Raw genomic sequence first — 20,706 nt, 5'->3', positions numbered from 1 at the left:
ACGGCGGGCGCCCACCCGCCGTCGCCCGCTTCCGTTTTGTCGAGCGCCTAGAACCGCGTGGTGCCCCGCATCTTGCGGGGGCGGCCGTCCGGGTCGATCACAAGCCGGTTGAGGGGATTGGCCCATAGGCGCTGAAGGGGCGTGACGGGTTTCGGCCTGTGATGCCGCACCTGGCCCTTGGGGCGGGGCGAGCCATCGTTGGCTTCATGCCACTGGTCCAAGGCATCGGCGGCGGCATTCCACAACGCGAGCCAGTTCCCAGGGGTGTGGAGCTGGGGGTCGTCCTGGTCCAGGCCCAGGTGTTCCGCCCAGAGCTGGAGCCGGAGCGCGTGCGGCAACTGCCGGGAAGCGCGGGGACCAGCATCGGCGCCGGATGCTTCTTCCTGGCTGGCAGTGGTATCGACCACCGCGCAGGTCAGTTCGCTGTCCGCGGTCCAGGACCGGCGGTTGAAGTTGTCAGACCCGATGGTGAACCAAACGTCATCGATGATGCAGATCTTGGCGTGGACATAGATCGGGGTCCCGGCCTTGTTCTCCAGATTGAAGACGCCAAACCTGTCGGGGGCAACTCGGCGCATTTTCTCGATGGCGCTCAATTGCCCGAGCCGCTTGGGTGGCCCTCCGAGTGGACCGTCGGAGTCCGGGTAGCGGGGTACCACCACGATCACGTTCAACTCCGGGTTCTGTTCGAGGGCCGCTGCGATTCCGCCGGCGACCTCGGCCGACCACAGGTACTGGTCCTCGATATAGATCAGCGACCGGGCCTGCGCGAAGGCCTTCGTGTAGGCCTTGGCAACGCTCCGCTCGCCGCCGGGCGCGAAAGGGAACGGCGGATGTTTCACGCCGTAGGTGCGCAGCAGCTGCACGGCGTGGGGGCCTGCGGGCGGAGGTGGCGGCGCGGTTTCGGGCAGGGGCTTGGGGTGCCGGGGCATGTCCGCAAGGCGCTGCAGCAGCATCCGGTACGGCGTGCGCCGGTCCAGGGGATGGGGGTCGTTCCACCTTTCCGCGAACAACTCCAGCACATCTGCCACCACCGGGCCGCGAAGCTCAAGGGCGGCGTCGTGCCACGGAGGCCGCTTTCCGTACCGGGGATCCATGTCCACCGCCTGCGGGTCCCCCTCGTGGCCGGCGTCGTCGCGGCGGCTGTGGGAGAGGTCGATCCCGCCCACGAACGCGACGTCCCGGGAAGGGTCGTCACGGCGGCGGATGACCACCAGTTTCTGGTGATGGCAGCCGAAGAGCCGGACCCGCTGGTCCAGCAGCACCTCACCGCCGGCGTCATTGATCTGCTTGCTGAGCAGCTCGTTGGACCGGCCGCTCATGGGTGCGGAGATGCGCTCTCCGTGGGATCGCCAGACCAGGCCGCGCACTTCCACACCGGCTCGTGCCAACTCTGCCAACAGCCCGCCGATGGTGGGCCCGTCCTCCGTAAGCCGCTCGTCGCCGTCGCCACGCCAGTCGGTGAACCACACCCGGTCCCCGGCGTTCAGGGCGGACAACTCCTCCTGCAGCCGGGCGAAGTAGGTGGCGCCATGAACCAGGGGCCGGACAAGGTTGCCCTCTGACCAGGACGTGGATCCGGCACCTCCGGCATGGACGCCGGTGGCCGCGTTTCCCCGCTCGGCGCTACTTAAGAACCAGTAACCAGCACTACTGTCCACTCGATGTTCCCTTCGAGGCCCGGGCCGCCCTCAGTGTCCGGCCTACCCAGTAGCCTACGGGGGCGGTCAATGTCGCCAGGTGCACGTCCGTGGGGCGGACGACGGCGGGCGCCCACCCGCCGTCGTCCGCCCGGCAATTGCGGAGGTCTGGACACAGGTAGCCGCCGGATCTATCGTGCAAAGGTGGCGGCTGCCTGACTGGCAGGATGGCCAGTGCTGCCGGTCCGATCTTGCGGCCGTCCGTCATGGAGGAGGAAGCAGATGGCACACGTTGAAGAGGTCGAAGAGACCGTTGAAGTTGCAGTCCCGGTGCGGACCGCGTACAACCAGTGGACCCAGTTCGAATCCTTTCCGCAGTTCATGTCCGGGGTGGAAACTGTCACCCAGTTGACCGACACCACCAACCACTGGGTGACCAACGTGGGTGGTGTTCGGCGGGAATTCGATACCGAAATCGTTGACCAGGAGCCGGATGACCGGATCGCCTGGCGCAGCATCGACGGCAAGTCCCACGCCGGCATCATTCGGTTCACTCCGCTGGATGCCGGCCACACGAAGGTCAAAGTCCACTTCGAATGGGCGCCGGAAACCGCTACTGAAAAGGCAGGCGCAGCGCTGAAGATCGACGAGATGCAGGTCAAGGCCGACATGCGGAAGTTCAAGGACTTCATTGAATCGCGCGGCACGGAGACCGGCGGCTGGCGTGGTGAAGTCTAGGACCCCCGGCCCACCGCGGACGGGCCACTAGGCCAGGCGCAGCTCCATGAACACACTGTTGGGATCCAGGACGTAGCCGGCGAACGGCGGGCATTCAGTGAAGCCGTGCCGCGTATACAGGCGCCGCGCGGGAGCGAAGTAGTCCTCGGTGCCGGTCTCCAGGTAGACGCGTACGAGGCCGCGGGCCCGGGCGTCGTCGAGGATGTGCCCGAGCATGAGGGTGGCCACGCCGCGTCCCCGCGCGTCTGAAGCGGTGCGCATGGACTTGATCTCGCCATGCGGGGATGGGCCACCCGGCGGATCGAGGAGTTTGAGCGCACCGCACCCCAGCAGCTTCCCGTCCTGGCGGGCCGTCCAGAACGTGATCGACGGCGCGGACAGCGCGGAGTGGTCCAGGGCGTGGACGCTTTCCGCGGGCGAGGTGGCGAACATGTCGGCCAGGTGCTCGCTCAGGAGCTGGTGGACATCGGCGCGTGCGGGATCGTCCCGGTCAATGGAAATCATCGCCCCCAATGTACCCGCTGCCCGGGGTGCGGCGGGATCAGCTGTCCAGGAGTCCGCCGCTGGCCCAGCGGCGGACGGCCTGCTTCTCTGCGGCGTCGAACTCCAGCAGCGCCACGCGGCATAGTTCTTCCACGTTTTGGGTCCATGCTGCCGCCAACTCCTGCGCTGTTGCCTGGTCGGTGAGCTGGAAGTTGGCGTAGGCGAGGCCCTGCAGGACAAAGCTGACGGCACTGCGCGAAACCGGGTGCCCGGCATTGACGCAATCGTCCCGCACCTGCCGGGACAGTTCAGTCCGGCTTAGGGGCGGTTGCTCCCGCAGCCGTTCTGCCATGGCCTCGAAGATCTGCCGGAACTGGGCTGCCGAAAGCGCCGGCACGTCCGTCACCCGGGTAACCCGCTCCTCCACCCCCTGCTGGACATCGGCGGGGACGGGAACATCTTCGAACGAGAACCGCTTCGAGTCCCAGACCCAGCCACCCTGCGCCGCCGAATACTCAACGTTCTTCCCGATCTGGGATACCCACGTCCCAAACTTTCCAAAGCCGCCCCAGTCCGTCTTCAACGAAGGGTCGGCAGTGAGCGCCCGGTGGGCGACCATCGCACCCACCACCGGGCCAGGGGCGGACCGGATGAACTCTGCCACCTCGCGGACAGCGGGCGACAAGGTTCTTGCCTTCGTCGTGGCTGCCGCAGCGGCCTCCGGCTGCTTCCCGGAAGCAACAGCGTGCACCGGTTCGGCCGTGGTGCCGTTAAGGATCGCCACGAAGTCATGCGACTCCACCACGTGGTCCGCCATCTCCCGGTAGGCGAAGGCGACTGCACCGGCAGCAATGACGGTGGTCATCCGGTCGGCCGCGCGGAACCGCTGGATCAGGGACGTGAAGTCGGCATCGGCCGAGGCGATGAAGAACTCCTCGATGCCGCCGCTTCCGGAGAGGGCGTCCATGGCATCGAGCACCAGGTTGATGTCCGTGCTGCTCTTCCCCCTTTGCGTCAGGGAGGGGCAGTCGATCACCCGGAATCCGGCGCGGGTCCAATACGTGCGGTACTTCGAGTACACCATGGGGTTCAGGTAGCAGTTGCGGATCAGGAAGCGCCGTGCCCCCTCTCCGGATCCACCGCCGGACAGCGCGTCGGCCCAGTGTTTGGGGTCCTCCGCGAACCGCTTTGCCGCCTGCGGGTCCAGCGCTTGCAGGCCTGTGAAGACATTGTCGAAATCGACAAACATCGCGGCACGGATGCCGGGCCGGCGCGAAGGTGTGAGTGCGGCGTTCATTGGGCCAGTGTGCCAGCAACACGGGGTACCGGCGACCACAACATGGAGCGACACGGAAACGGACGACGGCGGGCGCGCCCACCCGCCGTCGTCCGCTCCTCACTGGTGGCGCACCAGGGTGAGCCCGGCCTCCTCTGCATGGCGGAACTTCGCATCGACATGGACCACGTCCCGGCCGGCGCGCTGCAGGAGGCTCGCCGCCACGGCCGAGCGGTAGCCGGAGCCGCAGTGCACCCACAGCCGCCCGGCGGGCACCTCGTCCATCCGCCGGAGCAGCTCGTGAAGCGGTATGTTGACGGCGTCCTGGATATGGGACTCCTCGAACTCATCGGTGCGGCGGACATCGAGAATTCGGTCCTCCTTCGGCCGTTGCAGCACCTCCTGCCAGCCCACGCTCTCATAGGAGGAGGTGGCGGCCCCGGGAGCCAGGTCCGCAGGTCCGGCACCGATGGCCGCGTCCGGGTTGTCGATGCCGATGCGTGAGAGATCCCGGATGGCGTCCTCCACGTCCTGGCGCTCACCCACGAGTGTCAGCTTTTCGTGCCACGGCAGCACCCAGCCAAGGAAAGCGGTGAACTTGGTGCCGTCGCCATACTCGAAGCTGACGCTGCCGCGAAGGTGGTTGCCGGCAAAGGCGATGCGGTTCCTCAGATCCACCACCCACTCGCCCCGCTCGAGGCGGGCGGCGAGCTCTTCCCCGTCCAAGGAATCGGGCACGTCCAGATCCGGTGCCGTGGGCCCTGCCAGGTTGATCGGGGCCATGTGCGCGTAATAGGAGGGGTAGGCCGTGAGGTTGTGGATCAGTTCGCGGACAAAGTGCTCCTCGTCGGGGTCCGTGAGGGCGTGGTTCTCCGCCAGCTGCTCGCCGATGGTGGAGGACTCCGCCCCGCTGGCCGGGCCGGAGGAGCAGAAGGAACCGAACCCGTGCGTCGGGTAGAGCCCGGCATCCGTGCCCGCTTCCTCCACAAGCTTCCGCACCGAGGCGTACTGGTGGTGGGTGAGCGGCACGGTGTCCTCCTCGCTCACCAGGTCGGTGCGGCCCACCGAGCCGTACAGCAGGCTGCCCCCGGAGAACACGGCCTGCCGGTCGCCGTCCGTGACGATGTAGGAAAGGTGGTGGTGGGTGTGCCCCGGGGTTGCCACGGCTTTGAGGACCATCCGTCCCACCCGCACGGAGTCGCCGTCCGAGATCGGCTGGCGCTCGTAGGGGACGTTGTCCTCCGCGCTGACCAGGTAGGCGGCGTTGTGGTCCCGTGCCAGCTGCAAACCCCCGGTGACGTAGTCGTTGTGGATGTGCGTCTCCGCCACATGGGTGATCCTCACGCCGGCGTCGGCGATGGCCTTATCCACCCGGTCCGTGTCGCGCTGCGGGTCAATGACCACACCCACCTCGCCGTCATGGACAAGGTACGAGCGGTCGCCCAACTGCGGCGTTTCGATGGTGACGACTTCCATGCCCGGTTCCTCCTCGAACTGCCTGCAGGGCTACCGCGGGCTCTTGTCGATCACGCAGAACCGGTTCCCGTCCGGGTCGGCGAGGACCACGAAGTCGGGGTCCTCCGGGTAGAGATCCCAGTCCACGCGTTTGGCGCCGAGCGAGACCAGCCGCTCCACCTCGGCTGTCTGGTCCTCCGCATACAGGTCCAGGTGGATCCGCGGGTGGTCCTGGACCGGGGTTTCGCTCAGCATGAGGGACAGGTGGGCTCCGGGTCCCGACGCCGGGGCAAGGGTCACCCACGTTTCGTCACGCGGCTCCCGCGGCACATAGCCCAGGGCGGCGTTCCAGAAGTTTGTAGCGGCGGCGACGTCATTGACGCCGAGGACGATCGTTCCGATAGTCAACATCCGCCCAGCCTAATCCCGCCGCTGCGGCCCGGCTAGACTCGCGCGGGACCATCCGATGCAGTACGGGGGACAGTGAAATCCAGTTCCCGTTGATGCGTCGGAAATTTCCGACATATACTGCACTGCGTGCTCAACGATGTCTTCGCCGCCGTGTCCAACCCGGCGCGGCGCACCATCCTGGACGAGCTGCGGCAAGGACCACGGACGGCCGGAGAGCTGACCGGCCTGCTGGACCTCAGCCGCCCGGCGGCGTCCGAGCACCTCGCCGTGCTCCGTGAGGCGGGGCTGGTCCGGGAGGAACGGCAGGGCAGGAACCGGGTGTACCACCTCCAGCCCGCCGCCCTCGCTGAAATCGGCGGCTGGGTGAAGCACTTCGAGCACTACTGGAACCAGCGGCTGGATGCCCTGGCAGACCTTTTGGACGAGGAGAAACCGACATGACCGAGAACGCCATCCGGCTCGAACGCCGCTTCCCGCACCCCGCCCCTGCGGTCTGGGCCGCGCTGACGACGCCCGAACTGCTGGCCCGCTGGTGGGCGCCCGGCGACATCTCCGCGGTCGTCGGCCACCGCTTCACCATGGACATGGGCACGTGGGGCCAGCAACAGTGCGAAGTCCTCAGCGTGGACCCCGGCACGTCCATCAGCTTCCTCTTTTCCGAAGGCATGCTGGACACCACCATCACCTGGCGGCTGGAACCGGTCGACGGCGGCACCGTCCTTCACCACGAACACGCAGGCTTCCGCCTGGACACGCCCATGGGGCGGCAGGCCATCGAGGGGATGGGCAACGGCTGGCCCGGCCTGCTGGCACGCATCGACGGAGTCATCGCCGGAGTCTCCTGACGCGTTGCAGGACGGACGACGGCGGGACGCGCCCGCCGTCGTCCGCTGACACGGGCCCCTAACGGCTGCGCCCGCCGCCCGCCAAGGGGATGACTTCCGCCCCCGCACCCGGTCCGAGGACCACCAGGACGTGCCGCGCGCCATCCAGCGCAGCACCGTCCACCGCTGCCACCACGCGCCGGACAACGTCCGGCGCGACTGGGGACGCGGCTTCTGGGGACGCCACGCCTGGGGACGCCGCAACAGGTGCCGTTCCGCCGTCGTCCGCCCGCCACCAGGCCGTCACCTTGGCCCCGCCGACCGCCTCGGCAACGCCCCGCACCAGTGCCTCGGCTTCGGCAACAGTCGCCGGACGCGGGCAGACCAGCGTGAGGCGCTCAATCACCCGCCTGCCCGCAGGAGCCTCTGCTGCCAGCAGTTCCCGGTCGTGCCGCCACAGGGCAAAGTGGTACCCGGCGACAAGTCCGGCCGCCACCAGCAGCCCCAGCGGTGCCCGGATCCGGTCGATGACGCTGCCGCCGGAGACGTCGCCCAGCAGGAACTCGAAGAGCCGGTAGCCAATCACCAGCAACGAAATGAGCGCAACTACTGCGCTGACGCCAAAGAATGCCACGAGGTACACGCGGCGGCCCGGCGGGATCTCGGCGGCAGTCCGCGGCTGGTGCCGCGGCTTCCACGCCAGCCACCACACGGGGCCGCCCACCACAAGGGAACTGATGCCGCCGAGGAGCAGGGTGCGGGTGGCACTGCCGGCCAGCGGCGACACGGCTGCGGCCAGCAGCGCATTCACCACCACGCCGATGCCGGACGCGGCGGCCGCCAGCGCGACGGCGGAGGTCACCAGGAGGCTGGCGCGCCTGGTCCTGGCGGAGCGGGACGCGGATTCGCTGCGGTGGTAGCGCCACACCAGGGTGCCGATCAGCGCCGAGGCAATGGCGGGGGCCAAGGGTTCCAGCAGCAGGTTTTCCGGGTCGCTCCGGTCGAACGCGAGCCGCAGGAGCACGAACAGCACCACGCCCAGGCCGCCCAGGGCCGCGGCGCCGGCAACGAAGATGCCCGCGGCGATCATGGCGGCGTCCACCAGGCCCGTCTGGAAACGCCGGCCGCCTTCCCGGAACCAGTGCCACCACCACACCGCGGTTCCACCGGCCGCCCACACCACTGACCGCAGCACCGGGTACCACCACGGCTCCAAGGCTGCGGTCAGCGGGAAGCCCCGGATGGCGACGTCGAGCAGGGCGCTGAGGGCGCCAATCCCTGCGCCTGCGCCTAGCAGCAGGCCAAAGAGGGACCCGACGACGGCCCGCACGTCCTCCAGGTGCGTCGACGGTTTCGCTGGGTGCTTCCACATCCACCGGTGCCACAGCCAGATGCCTGCCCAGACCAGTCCGTTGGCCAGGGGTGACTCCCATGATGCTTTCTGGGTGGCGATGAAGGACGAGGCAAGATTCAGGAAGGAAGTGGTGAAGAGGATCAGCGAGAACGCGTACATCGCGGTCAGGTAGAAGCCCCAGCCGGCGGCGGTCCGCTCCGATTCGTCGTCCAGCCGGCGCCAGACAAACCACCAGAGCAGGAGCGCCAGCGGTCCGCCGATCAGGGTGAAAGCCAGGGACAGTGCGAGTCCCGCCACGCCGCCGGACACCAGGATGGAGGCGGAGGTGAACAGCCGCTCCAGCAGCCCGCTGAGGCCGGTAGCCATGATGACCACCAGGGCGAACAGCAGGACGTACAGGATCAGGCGGCGCAGGGACGCCAGTGTTCCGCCGGCGGGCGCCCCCGGGGGAGTGGTGGCGACTTGGGACGTCATTGCTTCACCGGCATTCCCGTGCAGGACATCAGCGGGTAGGGCGCTTGGTCGATCATCCATTTTCCGTTCACCTTGATGAGGGAGAAGGCGTCCTCGGACTCATACTCGGACGAACCAAAGGGGCCGCCCGGGGACGTCTGGACCAGCGAGACCCTCACCGTGGCAGTATCGGCGCGCTCTGTCGTCGAAATCAGCACCACCCGCGTGGGCCGTGGCGCCCCCGGGTAGGAACCGCGGCACGTGCTCCGGGCGGCGTCGGTGAGGTAGGAGTCTGCGGTGGCAGTATCGCCGTCGATCACCGCGGCGCTGTACCGCTGGACCACACCCGCCGGGCTGGCCTCATCCAGCGGGGCCGGTCCGCCCCGGGAGAAGACGACGGCCAGCGCCACTACCACCAGCACAGCCACGACGCCGACAATCGCCAGAAGGATCCGGTCCGGTTTTCGCGCTGTGTGGTCGTCCATGCCGCAAGTATGCACGCGCGGGGGCGATCGGGGCCTGTGCCATTGGGCCTGTTTCTTGCTTGGATGCGTGTCCCTTTCCGTTCCAGATTTCTATCAGGATCTCTCGCTTATCTCAACGATGTTGCTTCTCTTGCAACTTGGTTCGCCGATCGGGCGAAGGGGCCCCGCAGTGCTTCCCTGCGCAGTCTCGGGCTGGAAATATTGCGTGCGGTTACTCGAAAAGCTATTGACTGTGGCGCGTATCACGACCTATGTTGAGACAACCACGTTGCAATCTCTGCAACTCCAACTCTCACTGGTGGTTACATGCGCACCGAATCAAACCTTCCCGGGGCAGGAGCCATTGCCGATGGCGCCAGCGGCCTTGCCCCCGCCGGCGCTGCCAGCGCCATGCCCAGCAAAGAAGCGGCCAGCTACGACGTGCCCAGCAAAGATGTACGGCGCCGGGTGGTCACTGCGAGCTTCATCGGCAATTTCGTCGAATGGTTCGACTATGCCGTCTACGGCTACCTTGCCGCCGTCATCTCCTCGGTCTTCTTCCCGGAGGCTGACCGGCAGACCGCGCTGCTGGCAACCTTCGCGGTCTTCGCCATTTCCTTCTTCGTCCGGCCGCTGGGCGGCTTCGTCTGGGGCCACATCGGCGACAAGGTCGGCAGGCGCAAGGCCCTGTCGCTGTCGATCGTCATCATGTCCGTCTCTACCTTCTGCATCGCCCTCATCCCCGGCTACGCCACCATCGGGCTCCTGGCGCCGGTCCTGCTGCTGCTGGTCCGCATCGTCCAGGGATTCTCGGCAGCCGGCGAGTACGCCGGAGCCTCCGCCTTCCTGGTGGAGTACGCCCCGGCCAACCGGCGCGGACTCTATGCCGCCGTCGTGCCTGCCAGCACCGCCGCCGGGCTGCTCCTCGGCTCGCTGATCGCGGCACTGCTCAGCTCCGTCCTCAGCACCGAACAGCTGCATGACTGGGGCTGGCGGCTGCCGTTCCTGCTCGCCGCCCCCATGGGCCTGATCGGCCGGTACATTCGCACCAAGCTCGAGGACACCCCCGCGTTCCGTGCCCTCGCGGCGGAGGAGGACCAGGCCGTCAAGGCGCCGGTGTTCGACATGTTCCGGACCTACCGGAAGCAGCTGGTGATCGCCTGCGGGGCCGTGCTGCTCAACGCCGTCGGCTTCTACGTCATCCTCAGCTACATGCCCACCTACCTCTCGGCGGAACTGGGCTTCGGCTCCACCGAATCCTTCCTTGCCACCACCATCGCCCTGGCCAGCTACATCGGCTTCATCTTCCTCACCGGCATGGCCTCGGACCGGTTCGGCCGCAAACGGATGCTGATCACCGCCTCCGTGCTGTTCATGCTGCTGACGGTTCCGGCCTTCATGCTGCTGGACACCGGCAACTTCCTGGTCATCGTGCTGGTCCAGATCCTGCTGGGCGGCATGCTCACCCTCAACGACGGAACGCTGCCCAGCTTCCTGGCCGAGCTCTTCCCCACCAAGGTCCGCTACAGCGGATTCGCGGTCAGCTTCAACCTTTCCAATGCCCTGTTCGGCGGTACCGCACCCTTCATGGCCACCCTGCTGATCGGCCTGACCCAGAGCAAGCTTGCTCCCGGCTGGTACCTGGTGGCGGCGTCGGCGGTGTCCCTGATAGCCGTGCTGTTCGCCGCGGAAACCTCACGCAAGCCGCTCAAGCACGTCTGACCTGCCGCCAGGCCCCTTCACCATCCTTCACATCACAAGCAGCAGCGCCGCAAACACAGCAGCGCTGGAACCCAACCACACCCAGAAAGGCACACTTACGTGACTATCACCGCCGACAACGCATCCTCCATCGCAGAGCTCGAGCGCCTCAAGGTCCTGCACAACGGTTCCAAGGGCAAGCTCACGTTCTCCGACGCAGAGTTCGAGCGCCGCCTGGGCGGACTGCGGCAGATCATGGCCGCCAAGGACCTGGATGCCGTCATCCTGACCAGCTACCACGGCATCAAGTACTACTCCGACTTCCTGTACACCACGTTCGGCCGCAACTACGCCCTGGTGGTCACCGCGGATGACTCGGTCACGGTCACCGCAAACATCGACGCCGGCATGCCATGGCGCACCTCCTACGGCGAGAACATCGTCTACACCGACTGGCGCCGCGACAACTTCTACTTCGGCCTGCAGGAGGCCCTGCGCCAGCGCGGCGTCAAGGCAGCCCGCCTGGGTGTCGAGGACGACTTCCTTCCGGGCCTGACGCGCGAGAAGATCGCCGCCGCCTTCCCGGGAGCCGAACTCCTGGACGTCTCCCAGGACGCCATGCGCCAGCGCATGATCAAGTCCGCCGAGGAAATCGAAGTCATCAAGCACGGAGCCCGCATCGGCGACCTCGGCGGCGAAGCGATCCGCAAAGCCATCCGCGAGGGCATCACCGAGTACGAGGTTGCCCTCGCCGGCACCGAGGCCATGGTGCACGAGATCGCCCGGACCTTCCCCCACCGCGAGGTCCGCGACACCTGGGTGTGGTTCCAGTCCGGCATCAACACCGACGGCGCCCACAACTGGGCCACCACACGGAAGCTGCAGAAGGGCGACATCCTCTCGCTCAACTGCTTCCCCATGACCTCCGGCTACTACACCGCCCTGGAGCGCACGCTCTTCCTCGGCCAGCCGGACGAGCGCTCGCTGGAGCTGTGGAACATCAACGTCGAGGTACACCGCCGCGGCCTGGAACTCATCAAGCCCGGCGCCGTCTGCAAGGACATCGCCGCCGAGCTTAACGAGATCTACATCAGCCACGGCCTGCTCGCCAACCGCACCTTCGGCTACGGCCACTCCTTCGGCGTCCTCAGCCACTACTACGGCCGCGAAGCCGGCCTGGAACTGCGCGAGGACATCGACACCGTCCTTGAGCCGGGCATGGTGGTCTCCATGGAACCGATGATCACCGTGGCGGACGGCCAGCCGGGCGCCGGCGGCTACCGCGAGCACGACATCCTGGTCATCGGCGAAGACAACACTGTCGAGAACATCACCAAGTTCCCGTTCGGCCCGGAGAAGAACATCATCGAGGCCTAACCAGCAGCACCGGCAGGGCGGCGTCACGGACACGTGGCGCCGCTTCCGCCGTTTTATGAGGAAAGATGGTGTCCACCATGACTCCTGCACAAGCCAAAGACGCCAACGGCAACGGAACCGGCACCAACGGCGGGACGGATGCGAAAGGCGCTTCCGTCGTCGTCAATGCCATCGCCGTCCTGCGCACCTTCACCGCCGACGAGCCCCTGCTCGGCGTCACGGAAATCGCCAACCGGGTGGGCATGCACAAAAGCAGCGTCTCCCGGATCCTGGCGACCTTCGAGCAGGAGAACCTGGTGGAACGTGATCCCGAGACCAAGCGGTTCCGCCTGGGCCTGGGCCTGATCGCCGTGGCCGGCCCGCTGCTGGCCGAGATGGAGGAACGCCGGGTCGCCTACCCCGTCCTGCGGCAGCTGACCGAGCAGACCGGGGAAACCAGCGCCCTCATGCTGTGGAACGGCGATGAGGCCGTCTGCGTGGAGCAGATCGCCAGCCACCACCAGATCAAGCACACCACGCCCTTGGGGGCGCGCTACCGCGACGCGATGAGCGCCTCCGTCCAGGTCTTCCTGTCCACCCTGCCGGCCGAGCGGGTGCGCGAACTCTTGCGCAGCGGGACCATCACCTATCCGGGACTGGACGACGCCGGCCTCGAAGCTTACGAGGCAAGGCTCCAGGACGTGGGGCGGAGGGGATGGGCCGGCAATTATGGCGAATCGTCCATGGACGAGGTAGGCGTTGCCGCCCCCGTCCGCGACCACCGGGGAGACGTGGTGGCAGCCGTCCTGATTCCGGCGCCACGGTTCCGGGTGTCCAAGGAGCAGTTCGAGAGCCTGGGCGAGGCCTGCGTGGCTGCCGCCGCCAAGGTCACCACGCGGCTGGGCGGGCGGACGTCAAGCTAGCGCTGCCCAGTCAGGCGGTGGCGGCGCTGACTGCGACGACGCCGCCCCAGGGGTCCCTGATCACAGCGCTCCTGAACCCCGGGGTATCGGAGGGGGCAAGGACAGTCCCGCCACCCAAGGCAACAGCCCGGCTTGCAGTATCGTCCGCATCGCTGACCGCGAAGTTCACACTCCAGTGCGGGGGAACATCGGCGCCGTCGGTGGCGGTAACCACTGCCACCACCCGGCCTTCACGAAGCCACAGTGAAAAGGGAGCGCCCGGCGTAGACGTCAGCTCCCACTCGAACATCGTCCGGTAAAACTCCTGCGCCTTTCCAATATCGGGGGTGTGCAGGGAACTCATGGCCCAACAGTTCGGCTGGTCGGCCAGTTCAATGCCGTCATTTTCCCCCGCCTGCCGCAGGCAGAACAGCACGCCGGAGGAGTCGGCTACCAGTGCCGCAGAGGCCAGGGCACCAAAGGCCCCGAGCCGCCGGCCCCCGGCCTGCTCCGCGCGGGCAACCTGCTTGCCAACGTCACCCACACGCACGTGGGTCAGCCATCCCGCAGGCGACTGCGGCGGGGCCTGCCCCACGCCACCAACCAGGCGTCCGTCAAGACGGGCCGGGAAGTATTCACCCTCGAACCCGGACAATGGAATTGCATCATCGAAGCTCCAGCCGAAAAGTCCGCCATAAAACTCCTTGGCGGCCCTGGGATCCGGTTGCCAGGTATCCACCCAGCACGGTGCACCCACCGAGGAAGTATCCCGCTTGGACATAGACTGCACCCCTTTTCCAATCCGACCGGCCCGGCGTGGCCCGGTAAGCATACTTCTGGAAACGCAGGCATGGAGGGCTTTTTGATGTCTGGGTGGATAGTGAGCCACACCGCTGCAGGACTTTGAGCCCTAGCCCCGGCGTATCGAGAAAGGGATCCTCGTAAGGGACGCAATGTCCTTCAGGCCGAGTGTCATGTGGAGTCTTCGATGGCAATTCCAATTTCGTCCCCAATTGCCCACAGGCCCGCGCTGCCGGTTGTCTGGCTTTCGCGAACGGCCGTGGTGCTATTCATTGTGGCCATGACCGTGGCGTCGATACCGTTTGGGGAACCACCTACGGGGGAGGTTATCTGGGCAACTGTCGTCGTCGGCAGTTTTGTTCTCAGCGCCGCAACAGGGATCGCAGCCCAGGTGCGGAAACACCGCGTAGCCCGCACGCGGCTGGGCTACTGGGCCCTTGCGTTCTTCATCCTATCGGCCGCGATCATGGCTGCTGCCCAGGTACTCTTCACGCCGGGGGCGCAGCTTCCCGTCACCCCGGACGTGTTCATCTCCACAGCGACCTATGCCCTCACCGTGTCGGCCGTACTGTTCATCCTCGCGGCGTTCCGGGCTGACGGAGAGACCATCCGCTTCCTGCCGACAACACCGGTCGGATGGTGGGCCGCGGTCTTCCTGGTGGTCGGCCTGGTTCTCGCGTACAGCCCCTGGGCCGTCCTGACACCAGCTGCAGGGGCCGCTCCGGCCCTCGCGCTGGCCGGAATTATCAGTTACCGGGACCGGTCGGTGCTGGCAGCTATCGCCTTGGTCGCCGGCCCGGCACAGCTGGCCCTCTTTATCTTTACCTTCTTTATCAACCTTTTTGTACTCCACCCGGGCGCGTAAGACATGTCACTGGCAATCACCCCACGATCGGCAGCCGGACGCTGGAGTCTGCTCTTCGCGGGCATCACCGTCCTGGCGGCCCTCGTCGCATGGATCATTCTGCTGCCCATGATGGACGTCCCGTCCGCCGCCTGGGTGTGGCACGCCCTTGGCCAGGCATGCGTCGGACCAGCAGCATCAGCCACAGCACTTGGACTCGTCGGCATCATTCATTACAGGGAACGCTCGGTACTGACCTGGGCTACCACCACGGGCGCATTCGCCGCCGCGGTGGCGGCGGGCGTCATGATGTACTCCGCTGTCGCACAGTACCAGTAGGCCGAATGGGCGCATTCCGGGCGAATTTGAGCTGATACCTGCTGGACCCGGCCGCCGTGAAAGGACCGGGGCCCGGACGAACGAGGTGCATGAAATGGACAAAACCCTTCCTGTGCGGCACGGACTCGGAAAGGCGACGGGCGCCTCCGTCGCCGCCGCGGCCGCCGTCGTCGTGGCCTCAGGCGTAGGGCTGGGGGCAGGGGTGGGCAGGTATGCCCAGTCCCAGTCCGTCCTGGTCTCCCAGGGAGCGGACGCGGCGAACCTGATCGTCGTGGTGCTCGTCCTGGCTGCCTTGTGGTTCGCGCGCCGTGGTTCGCTGACCGCGCTGCTGCTGTGGCCAGGGGGCCTGTTCTATCTGGCCTACGCCTATATGCCGTATCTGATTGGGGCGCCGTTCACGCCATTGCTCTTCGACGACGCCGTGGTCTTCCTCGCGGCCGCCTTCGGTCTTGCATCTTTGTCAACCGCGATCGACGGGACGGCCCTGCGGGAGCGATTCTCCGGCGCCCCGGCCAGGGCCGTGGGCGCTTTCCTGACGGTGATCGGCGTGCTCGCCTACGCGGGGCTCGTCGTCACGGCCGTTAGTGCGTTCGGCAGCAGCGCGACGGAGGCGGCCTGGCGTGGGCACTGGGTCGCCGACTGGATCCTCGGCACTCCGGTGCTGATCCTGGCCGGGGTCCTCCTGTGGGCCAGGCGTCCCTTCGGCTATACGGCAGCTCCCGGGCTGCTGCTGGTATCTGCACTCGGCGGCGTCGTATTCGCTGTCTCGGCCGTTCTCGACAACCTCACCGGGGGCATCCGGACCGACCTCTCAGTGGTCGTCGTCCACCTGGTCATCGGCGCCGCCAGCCTCGCAGTCTTGATCTGGTTCCTCGCCACTGGCCGCCGCGCCGAAAGGCGAGATCCGAAAGGCCATCTGCGCCGCGGAGCAGCGGCGGGAACAACCTAACAAGTCTTAAAGCCAGGAGGAATGTGTCCTGGGACTGCGTCCTGCGTGACCGCGATTCCTGTTATCTTCGCGGGTTCACTCGACTACAGCCGCTTCTGAAATCCGGGGAGTGCGCCATCATCGCGAACTTCCCACCGGTCACGGCAGCCCCGCCAGCCGGGCCGCAAGGTGCAGCGCCGCGAGCCGCCCGGTGCCGCGCGGATCACCGCCGCACAACTCGAAGATCCGCTGCAGGCGGTGGTGCATCGACTGCCGCTCCAGGTGCAGTTCGCGGGCGGACTGCGCCGTGTTGCAGCCCGAGTCCAGCCACACCTGCAGGGTCTCCAACAGCTGGGACTGCCGTTGCGCATCATGCTCCAGGACGGCCCCCAGCTGCCGGCTGACAAACGCTTCCCGCGCCGAAGCGTCCACCACCGTGAGGGCCAGGCTCTCCACCGCGACGTCTTCCGCATCGATAACCACCAGGCCGCGGGCCGGGTACCGTCGGCGCGCCGACGCATTACGCCGCCGGATCTGCCGCACTTCCAGGGCCCGGCGCGCCTCCGCGAGTGACCAGGCCGCCTCAGCCACCCTGCCGGCAGGCGGCCCTACGGCGATCACCGCATCGTGATCACCTTCCAGGGCCTGCAGGGACTCCAGGAGCGTCCGCCGCTCGCCGGCCGTCCCGGTGCAGGGGAGTCCGATCATCACCACCAGTTCGGCGTCGTCAAGGTAGGCGGCGCAGGGGATGCGGCGCGAACCCAGGAAGTTTTCGACGGCGCCACGCAGCTCCTGCGGTGAGGCGGCATGGATGGCCGCCACCACGGCGGGGGAGCCAGTAGGAAAGCCGGCGCCGGGAGCCAGCTGCTCCAGGCGCCACTCCGGCGCGGAGTTAAGCACCGCGCGCATCAGCTCAGCGCCGGCCAGGGCATGCAGCCCGGGAGGTGTGTGCTGCAGCAGCGCCAGGCCCAGGATGTCCACGGCCCGTTCCCCGGCCACCTGCGCGAGCGCGGTGTCCGCATCTTCCGGCACATGCACTTCGAGCCGTCCCATGAGGACCCCACGCACGGGGATGTCCACGGTGATGGCCGTTCCGCCGGGCACCGCGTAAAAGGCGCCGTGCGCGCCCGCCCCGGGGCCGTCGTCGTCCGCTGTTCCTTCCCCGTCCACCTCATCTCTCCAGCCCTCCGGCACCGCGCTGCCCATGGTGACGCCCCAGGGGGAGGTGAGCTTGACGGCAGAACCGGTGATGCCGGCGAGCACGCCCAGGATCTTGTCGAGCGAAGCTCCATGGGCAAGCTCGGCAGCCATGGCACGGGTGGCGGCGTCCGCCTGCTGCAGGTGGCCTACCGAGTCGCTGACCAGCATGGAGTTGATGGCCTGCATGACGCCCACGAACGGCACCACCTTGCGCAGCTCCACCACCGGCAGGCCGAACTCCGCGGCCTTTTCCAGCATGGCGGGCGGGATCTCCGGCAGCACGCCGCCCGTCTCAACCGCCAGGGCTGCGATGCCCCGCTGCGCCAGCTCCCGGACGTAGTCCTCGCGTTTGGCCGGGCTGGCCGCTGCCAGTGTGATGCCGCCACACAGCAGCAGCTCCCCGCCTCGAAGCAGGGGAGCGATGTCCAGCACTTCGCTGGAGTGGACCCAGCGGACCGGCTGGGAGCCCGCGTCCGCCCCCAGCGGGTGGACCACGGGGTCGGCGGCGGCAAGGGCAGGATGGGCGAGTATTTCGCCGAGAAGGACTGACACGACATTCCGTAACGTATTAGGAGAATCTGTTCGACACATCGTATCTTGTTGCTTGTGATGAGGGCCACATAGCCTTTTGGTACTTATTCACCTCACGGAGGCCCCCATGCAAGAAAAGCTTTCAACAGCAACGCACGGGCAACCTGCCCAGGCCACACAGGACCACAACGTCGTGGACCACGAAGCCTGGCTGCAGGCCATCCCGGAATCAGCACGAACGCGCAAGGTATCCGGCCAGTTCTGGATCTGGGCCGGTGCCAACCTGGCGCCGATCAACTGGGTGCTGGGGGCACTCGGTATCCAGTTGGGACTCGGGCTCGCGGACACCATCACCGTTCTGGTGCTGGGCAACCTGATCGGCATGCTGCTCTTCGGCTGCTTCGTCCTCCTGGGACAGAAGACCGGAGCCACCGGCATGGTCCTGGCCCGGGCAGCGTTCGGACGGCGCGGCAACTACCTGCCGGCCGCCATCCAGGCCATGCTGGTCATCGGCTGGTGCGCGGTCAACACCTGGATCATCCTGGACCTGGTCATGGCACTCTTCGGGACCCTGGGCTGGGTTGACCCCGAGGCGCCCAACTACGCGTGGAAGATCGGCGTCGCCACCTTCATCATGGCCCTCCAGGTGGCCATCGCCTGGTTCGGCTACAAGGCCATCGCGGCCTTCGAAAAATGGACTGTTCCGCCCACCATCCTCATCCTGGCCGTCATGTCAGCGGTGGCGTGGTTCGGCATGGACATCGACTGGAGCTACGCCGGACCGGCAGGTGCGATCCTGGAAGGCTCCGAGCGCATCGCCGCCATGAGTGCGGTCATGACCGCCATCGGTATCGGCTGGGGCATCACCTGGTTCACTTACGCGGCGGACTATTCCCGGTTCGTCAGCACCAGCGTCCCTAAAAAGAAGGTCTACCTGGCCTCGGTCCTGGGGCAGTTCATCCCGGTAGTGTGGCTCGGTGTCCTCGGCGCGAGCCTGGCCACCAACAGCGGCGAAATCGATCCCGGCAAGCTCATCGTCCTCAACTTCGGCGCCATGGCGCTGCCCGTGCTGCTGATGGTCCTCCACGGACCCATCGCCACCAACATCCTGAACATCTACACCTTCTCCGTCGCCACCCAGGCACTGGACATCTCCATCAGCCGCCGCAAGCTCAACCTGTTCGTCGGCGTCCTCTCGCTCGCCGCCGTCGTCTTCTTCATCTTCCAGGAGGACTTTGCCGCGGTGCTGGACGCCTGGCTGATCGGCCTGGTGGCCTGGGTGGCCGCCTGGGGCGGGATCATGCTGGTGCACTACTTCTGGCTGGACAAGCGCTGGCCCGGCGACCCGGAAAGGCTGTTCGACGGCGTTGGCACCCATCGGCTGCCCGGCGTGAACTGGGCGGGCGTCGTCTCCCTCCTGGCCGGCATCTTCGCCACATGGCTGTTCATGTACGGCCTGATCCCCGTCATGCAGGGGCCGATCGCCGTCGCACTCGGCGGCTGGGACCTCTCCTGGCTGGCCGGCGGCCTGACCAGCGCCGCCGTCTACGCGATCCTCGGCCCGCGCCAGCACATCCGCTACCTCGCCCTGGAGCCCCGGACTGCAGAGACCCGGCCGACCGGCAGCACGCCTGCCCTGCCCGCCCTCTAACCTCTTCTTCCCCCAAACCTGGCGGGCGCACTGCGCCCGCCGAAAGGATTTCCTCGTGAACCATCCCGCCATTGCCGATGCCCTGCACCCGATCACCTGGCCCGACGGTGCCAAGGCCGCCGCGTCCTTCACGTTCGACGTCGACGCCGAGTCCTGCACCATCGCCCACGATCCCGCCAGCACCCGGCGGATGTCCCTGATGAGCCACCAGTCCTACGGGCCCAGGATCGCCGTGCCGCGGCTGCTCAAGATCCTCGAGCGCCAGGACATCCTTGCCACCTTCTTCATCCCCGGCTTCACCGCCGAGTCCTACCCTGACGTGGTGCGGCAGATCGTGGACGGCGGCCACGAGGTGGCCCACCATGGCTACCTGCACGAACCGATGCAGGGCATCGACGCCGCCACCGAGGCCAGCTACATCGACCGTGGCCTGGAAGCCCTGGCGAAGGTCGCCGGGGTCCGGCCGGTGGGGTATCGGGCGCCGTGGTGGGAACTGAACTGGCACTCACCAGGCCTGCTGGCCGACCGCGGCTTCCTCTACGATTCAAGCCTGCTCGACGGCGATGCCCCCTACCGCTTCGCCGTCGCCGCCGATGATCCCCGGGACATCGTGGAGATCCCGGTGGACTGGACCCTGGATGACTGGGAGCAGTATGCGTTCTACCCCGGCGTCACGGGCAGCGGCGTCATCGAGAGCCCGGCGAAGGTCCTGGAAATGTGGACCCTTGAAGCCGAGGCCCACCACTCCCAGGGCAGCTGTTTCGTCCTGACCAACCACCCCTTCATCTCCGGCCGGCCGTCGAAGGCTGTGGCATTGGAGCGACTGATCGAGCGCGTCAAGGCCATGGACGGCATGTGGGTGACCACCATGGAACGGATCGCCGAACACACCAGGGCAACAGTCAACGAGATCCATACCCACGGCAGGATCACCGTCCCGACGTTCCCGGGGGCCGGCGCGGCGTTTGAGCCGGCCCGCGTCAGCGAAGGTGCCGTGGCATAGCAGCCCGTCTTGTTTACAGCCGGAACAAGACGGGTAACGGTCGGATATGACTGATCCCGGAGCCGGCAACGTGAACGACCCGATCGACAGCGCCGAGGACGTGGCTGGCGCGGCGGCCTTCGAGACGCCGGAGAGCATCGCGGACGAGGTCCGTGACGAGATCCGCCTGGGCCATGTCCAGGACGACGTCAGCCATGTCCTCGAAGAACGCTTCGAAGAGGCGGGAATCAGGGCCCGCCCCGAAGAAGTGGATGACCTCGCGGAAGAAATCGAGAAGGACGCCTCCAGCTGATCCCTGGCATCTTCGCCAGGGATCAAACCGGCGGGCCTGAAACGGCAGGTAACAACCTGG

General features: G+C 67.0%; 21 protein-coding genes. 12 read left to right on the top strand and 9 right to left on the bottom strand.

The window, feature by feature from the left end; genetic code table 11:
- Positions 1 to 47 precede the first annotated feature (47 nt).
- Positions 48 to 1,661, bottom strand: a complete 1,614-nt coding sequence (locus K4G53_RS21420) for a phospholipase D-like domain-containing protein (protein ID WP_221383542.1) — start codon at positions 1,659 to 1,661, stop codon at positions 48 to 50.
- Positions 1,662 to 1,922: 261 nt separating this feature from the next.
- On the opposite strand from K4G53_RS21420, the gene K4G53_RS00520 reads away from it, so the two are divergent.
- On the top strand, positions 1,923 to 2,378 hold the full coding sequence (locus tag K4G53_RS00520; protein ID WP_221383541.1) for an SRPBCC family protein: 456 nt from the start codon (positions 1,923 to 1,925) through the stop codon (positions 2,376 to 2,378).
- 27 nt (positions 2,379 to 2,405) lie between these two features.
- On the opposite strand, the gene K4G53_RS00515 is transcribed toward K4G53_RS00520, so the two are convergent.
- From K4G53_RS00515 to K4G53_RS00500, 4 genes are all read right to left on the bottom strand, one after another.
- Complete coding sequence (locus K4G53_RS00515) at positions 2,406 to 2,882, bottom strand: GNAT family N-acetyltransferase (RefSeq protein WP_221383540.1); 477 nt, start codon at positions 2,880 to 2,882, stop codon at positions 2,406 to 2,408.
- A 37-nt stretch (positions 2,883 to 2,919) separates the two neighbouring features.
- Positions 2,920 to 4,158: an NYN domain-containing protein gene (locus tag K4G53_RS00510; RefSeq protein ID WP_221383539.1), complete on the bottom strand. Its 1,239-nt coding sequence runs from the start codon at positions 4,156 to 4,158 to the stop codon at positions 2,920 to 2,922.
- A gap of 99 nt (positions 4,159 to 4,257) precedes the next feature.
- Positions 4,258 to 5,613, bottom strand: coding sequence for a rhodanese-like domain-containing protein (locus tag K4G53_RS00505; protein ID WP_221383538.1), 1,356 nt, complete (start codon positions 5,611 to 5,613; stop codon positions 4,258 to 4,260).
- 30 nt (positions 5,614 to 5,643) lie between these two features.
- A complete protein-coding gene (locus K4G53_RS00500) occupies positions 5,644 to 6,003 on the bottom strand; it encodes a VOC family protein (RefSeq protein WP_221383537.1) in 360 nt (119 codons plus the stop codon).
- Positions 6,004 to 6,129: 126 nt separating this feature from the next.
- Here K4G53_RS00500 and K4G53_RS00495 point away from each other — a divergent pair, with 126 nt between their 5' ends.
- Positions 6,130 to 6,444, top strand: coding sequence for a helix-turn-helix transcriptional regulator (locus K4G53_RS00495; protein WP_221383536.1), 315 nt, complete (start codon positions 6,130 to 6,132; stop codon positions 6,442 to 6,444).
- A complete protein-coding gene (locus K4G53_RS00490; RefSeq protein WP_221383535.1) occupies positions 6,441 to 6,848 on the top strand; it encodes an SRPBCC domain-containing protein in 408 nt (135 codons plus the stop codon). Before K4G53_RS00495 ends, K4G53_RS00490 begins: the two co-directional genes overlap by 4 nt.
- A gap of 58 nt (positions 6,849 to 6,906) precedes the next feature.
- Here the strand turns inward: K4G53_RS00490 and K4G53_RS00485 are convergent, their stop codons facing one another.
- A complete protein-coding gene (locus K4G53_RS00485) occupies positions 6,907 to 8,655 on the bottom strand; it encodes a DUF5671 domain-containing protein (RefSeq protein ID WP_221383534.1) in 1,749 nt (582 codons plus the stop codon).
- On the bottom strand, positions 8,652 to 9,119 hold the full coding sequence (locus tag K4G53_RS00480; RefSeq protein WP_221383533.1) for a hypothetical protein: 468 nt from the start codon (positions 9,117 to 9,119) through the stop codon (positions 8,652 to 8,654). The genes K4G53_RS00485 and K4G53_RS00480 overlap by 4 nt, the downstream gene beginning before the upstream one ends.
- Positions 9,120 to 9,509: 390 nt before the next feature.
- Between K4G53_RS00480 and K4G53_RS00475 the strand changes: the two genes are divergently transcribed.
- The 3 genes from K4G53_RS00475 (at position 9,510) to K4G53_RS00465 (ending at position 13,078) form a co-directional block, all read left to right on the top strand.
- Positions 9,510 to 10,820: an MFS transporter gene (locus K4G53_RS00475; RefSeq protein ID WP_260323005.1), complete on the top strand. Its 1,311-nt coding sequence runs from the start codon at positions 9,510 to 9,512 to the stop codon at positions 10,818 to 10,820.
- 99 nt (positions 10,821 to 10,919) lie between these two features.
- Positions 10,920 to 12,176 carry a M24 family metallopeptidase gene (locus tag K4G53_RS00470; protein ID WP_221383531.1) on the top strand — a complete coding sequence of 419 codons (1,257 nt, stop codon included), beginning with the start codon at positions 10,920 to 10,922 and terminating at the stop codon, positions 12,174 to 12,176.
- Positions 12,177 to 12,253: 77 nt separating this feature from the next.
- Positions 12,254 to 13,078 carry an IclR family transcriptional regulator gene (locus tag K4G53_RS00465; protein WP_260322962.1) on the top strand — a complete coding sequence of 275 codons (825 nt, stop codon included), beginning with the start codon at positions 12,254 to 12,256 and terminating at the stop codon, positions 13,076 to 13,078.
- Positions 13,079 to 13,088: 10 nt separating this feature from the next.
- Here K4G53_RS00465 and K4G53_RS00460 read toward each other — a convergent pair whose 3' ends face one another.
- Positions 13,089 to 13,838, bottom strand: a complete 750-nt coding sequence (locus K4G53_RS00460; RefSeq protein WP_221383529.1) for a VOC family protein — start codon at positions 13,836 to 13,838, stop codon at positions 13,089 to 13,091.
- A 207-nt stretch (positions 13,839 to 14,045) separates the two neighbouring features.
- Between K4G53_RS00460 and K4G53_RS00455 the strand changes: the two genes are divergently transcribed.
- The 3 genes from K4G53_RS00455 (at position 14,046) to K4G53_RS00445 (ending at position 15,990) form a co-directional block, all read left to right on the top strand.
- A complete protein-coding gene (locus K4G53_RS00455) occupies positions 14,046 to 14,723 on the top strand; it encodes a hypothetical protein (RefSeq protein ID WP_221383528.1) in 678 nt (225 codons plus the stop codon).
- A 3-nt stretch (positions 14,724 to 14,726) separates the two neighbouring features.
- On the top strand, positions 14,727 to 15,041 hold the full coding sequence (locus K4G53_RS00450; RefSeq protein ID WP_221383527.1) for a hypothetical protein: 315 nt from the start codon (positions 14,727 to 14,729) through the stop codon (positions 15,039 to 15,041).
- Positions 15,042 to 15,135: 94 nt separating this feature from the next.
- The gene (locus K4G53_RS00445; RefSeq protein WP_221383526.1) at positions 15,136 to 15,990 is read left to right on the top strand and encodes a hypothetical protein; all 855 of its coding nucleotides are present in this window, start codon (positions 15,136 to 15,138) and stop codon (positions 15,988 to 15,990) included.
- A 138-nt stretch (positions 15,991 to 16,128) separates the two neighbouring features.
- Here the strand turns inward: K4G53_RS00445 and K4G53_RS00440 are convergent, their stop codons facing one another.
- Complete coding sequence (locus K4G53_RS00440; protein ID WP_221383525.1) at positions 16,129 to 17,721, bottom strand: PucR family transcriptional regulator ligand-binding domain-containing protein; 1,593 nt, start codon at positions 17,719 to 17,721, stop codon at positions 16,129 to 16,131.
- 106 nt (positions 17,722 to 17,827) lie between these two features.
- Between K4G53_RS00440 and K4G53_RS00435 the strand changes: the two genes are divergently transcribed.
- Genes K4G53_RS00435 through K4G53_RS00425 form a run of 3 tightly spaced genes read left to right on the top strand, consistent with a single transcriptional unit; the run spans position 17,828 to position 20,646 of the window.
- Positions 17,828 to 19,351 (top strand): cytosine permease, encoded by a 1,524-nt coding sequence (locus K4G53_RS00435; RefSeq protein ID WP_221383524.1) that lies wholly within the window; start codon positions 17,828 to 17,830, stop codon positions 19,349 to 19,351.
- A 55-nt stretch (positions 19,352 to 19,406) separates the two neighbouring features.
- Positions 19,407 to 20,354, top strand: coding sequence for a polysaccharide deacetylase (locus tag K4G53_RS00430; RefSeq protein WP_221383523.1), 948 nt, complete (start codon positions 19,407 to 19,409; stop codon positions 20,352 to 20,354).
- 46 nt (positions 20,355 to 20,400) lie between these two features.
- A complete protein-coding gene (locus K4G53_RS00425; protein ID WP_221383522.1) occupies positions 20,401 to 20,646 on the top strand; it encodes a hypothetical protein in 246 nt (81 codons plus the stop codon).
- The last annotated feature ends 60 nt before the right edge of the window (positions 20,647 to 20,706 follow it).

The organism is Arthrobacter sp. MAHUQ-56, from assembly GCF_019710585.1.
In the GTDB taxonomy this organism is placed as follows: domain Bacteria; phylum Actinomycetota; class Actinomycetes; order Actinomycetales; family Micrococcaceae; genus Arthrobacter.
This window is presented reverse-complemented; position numbering and strand designations above follow the sequence as displayed.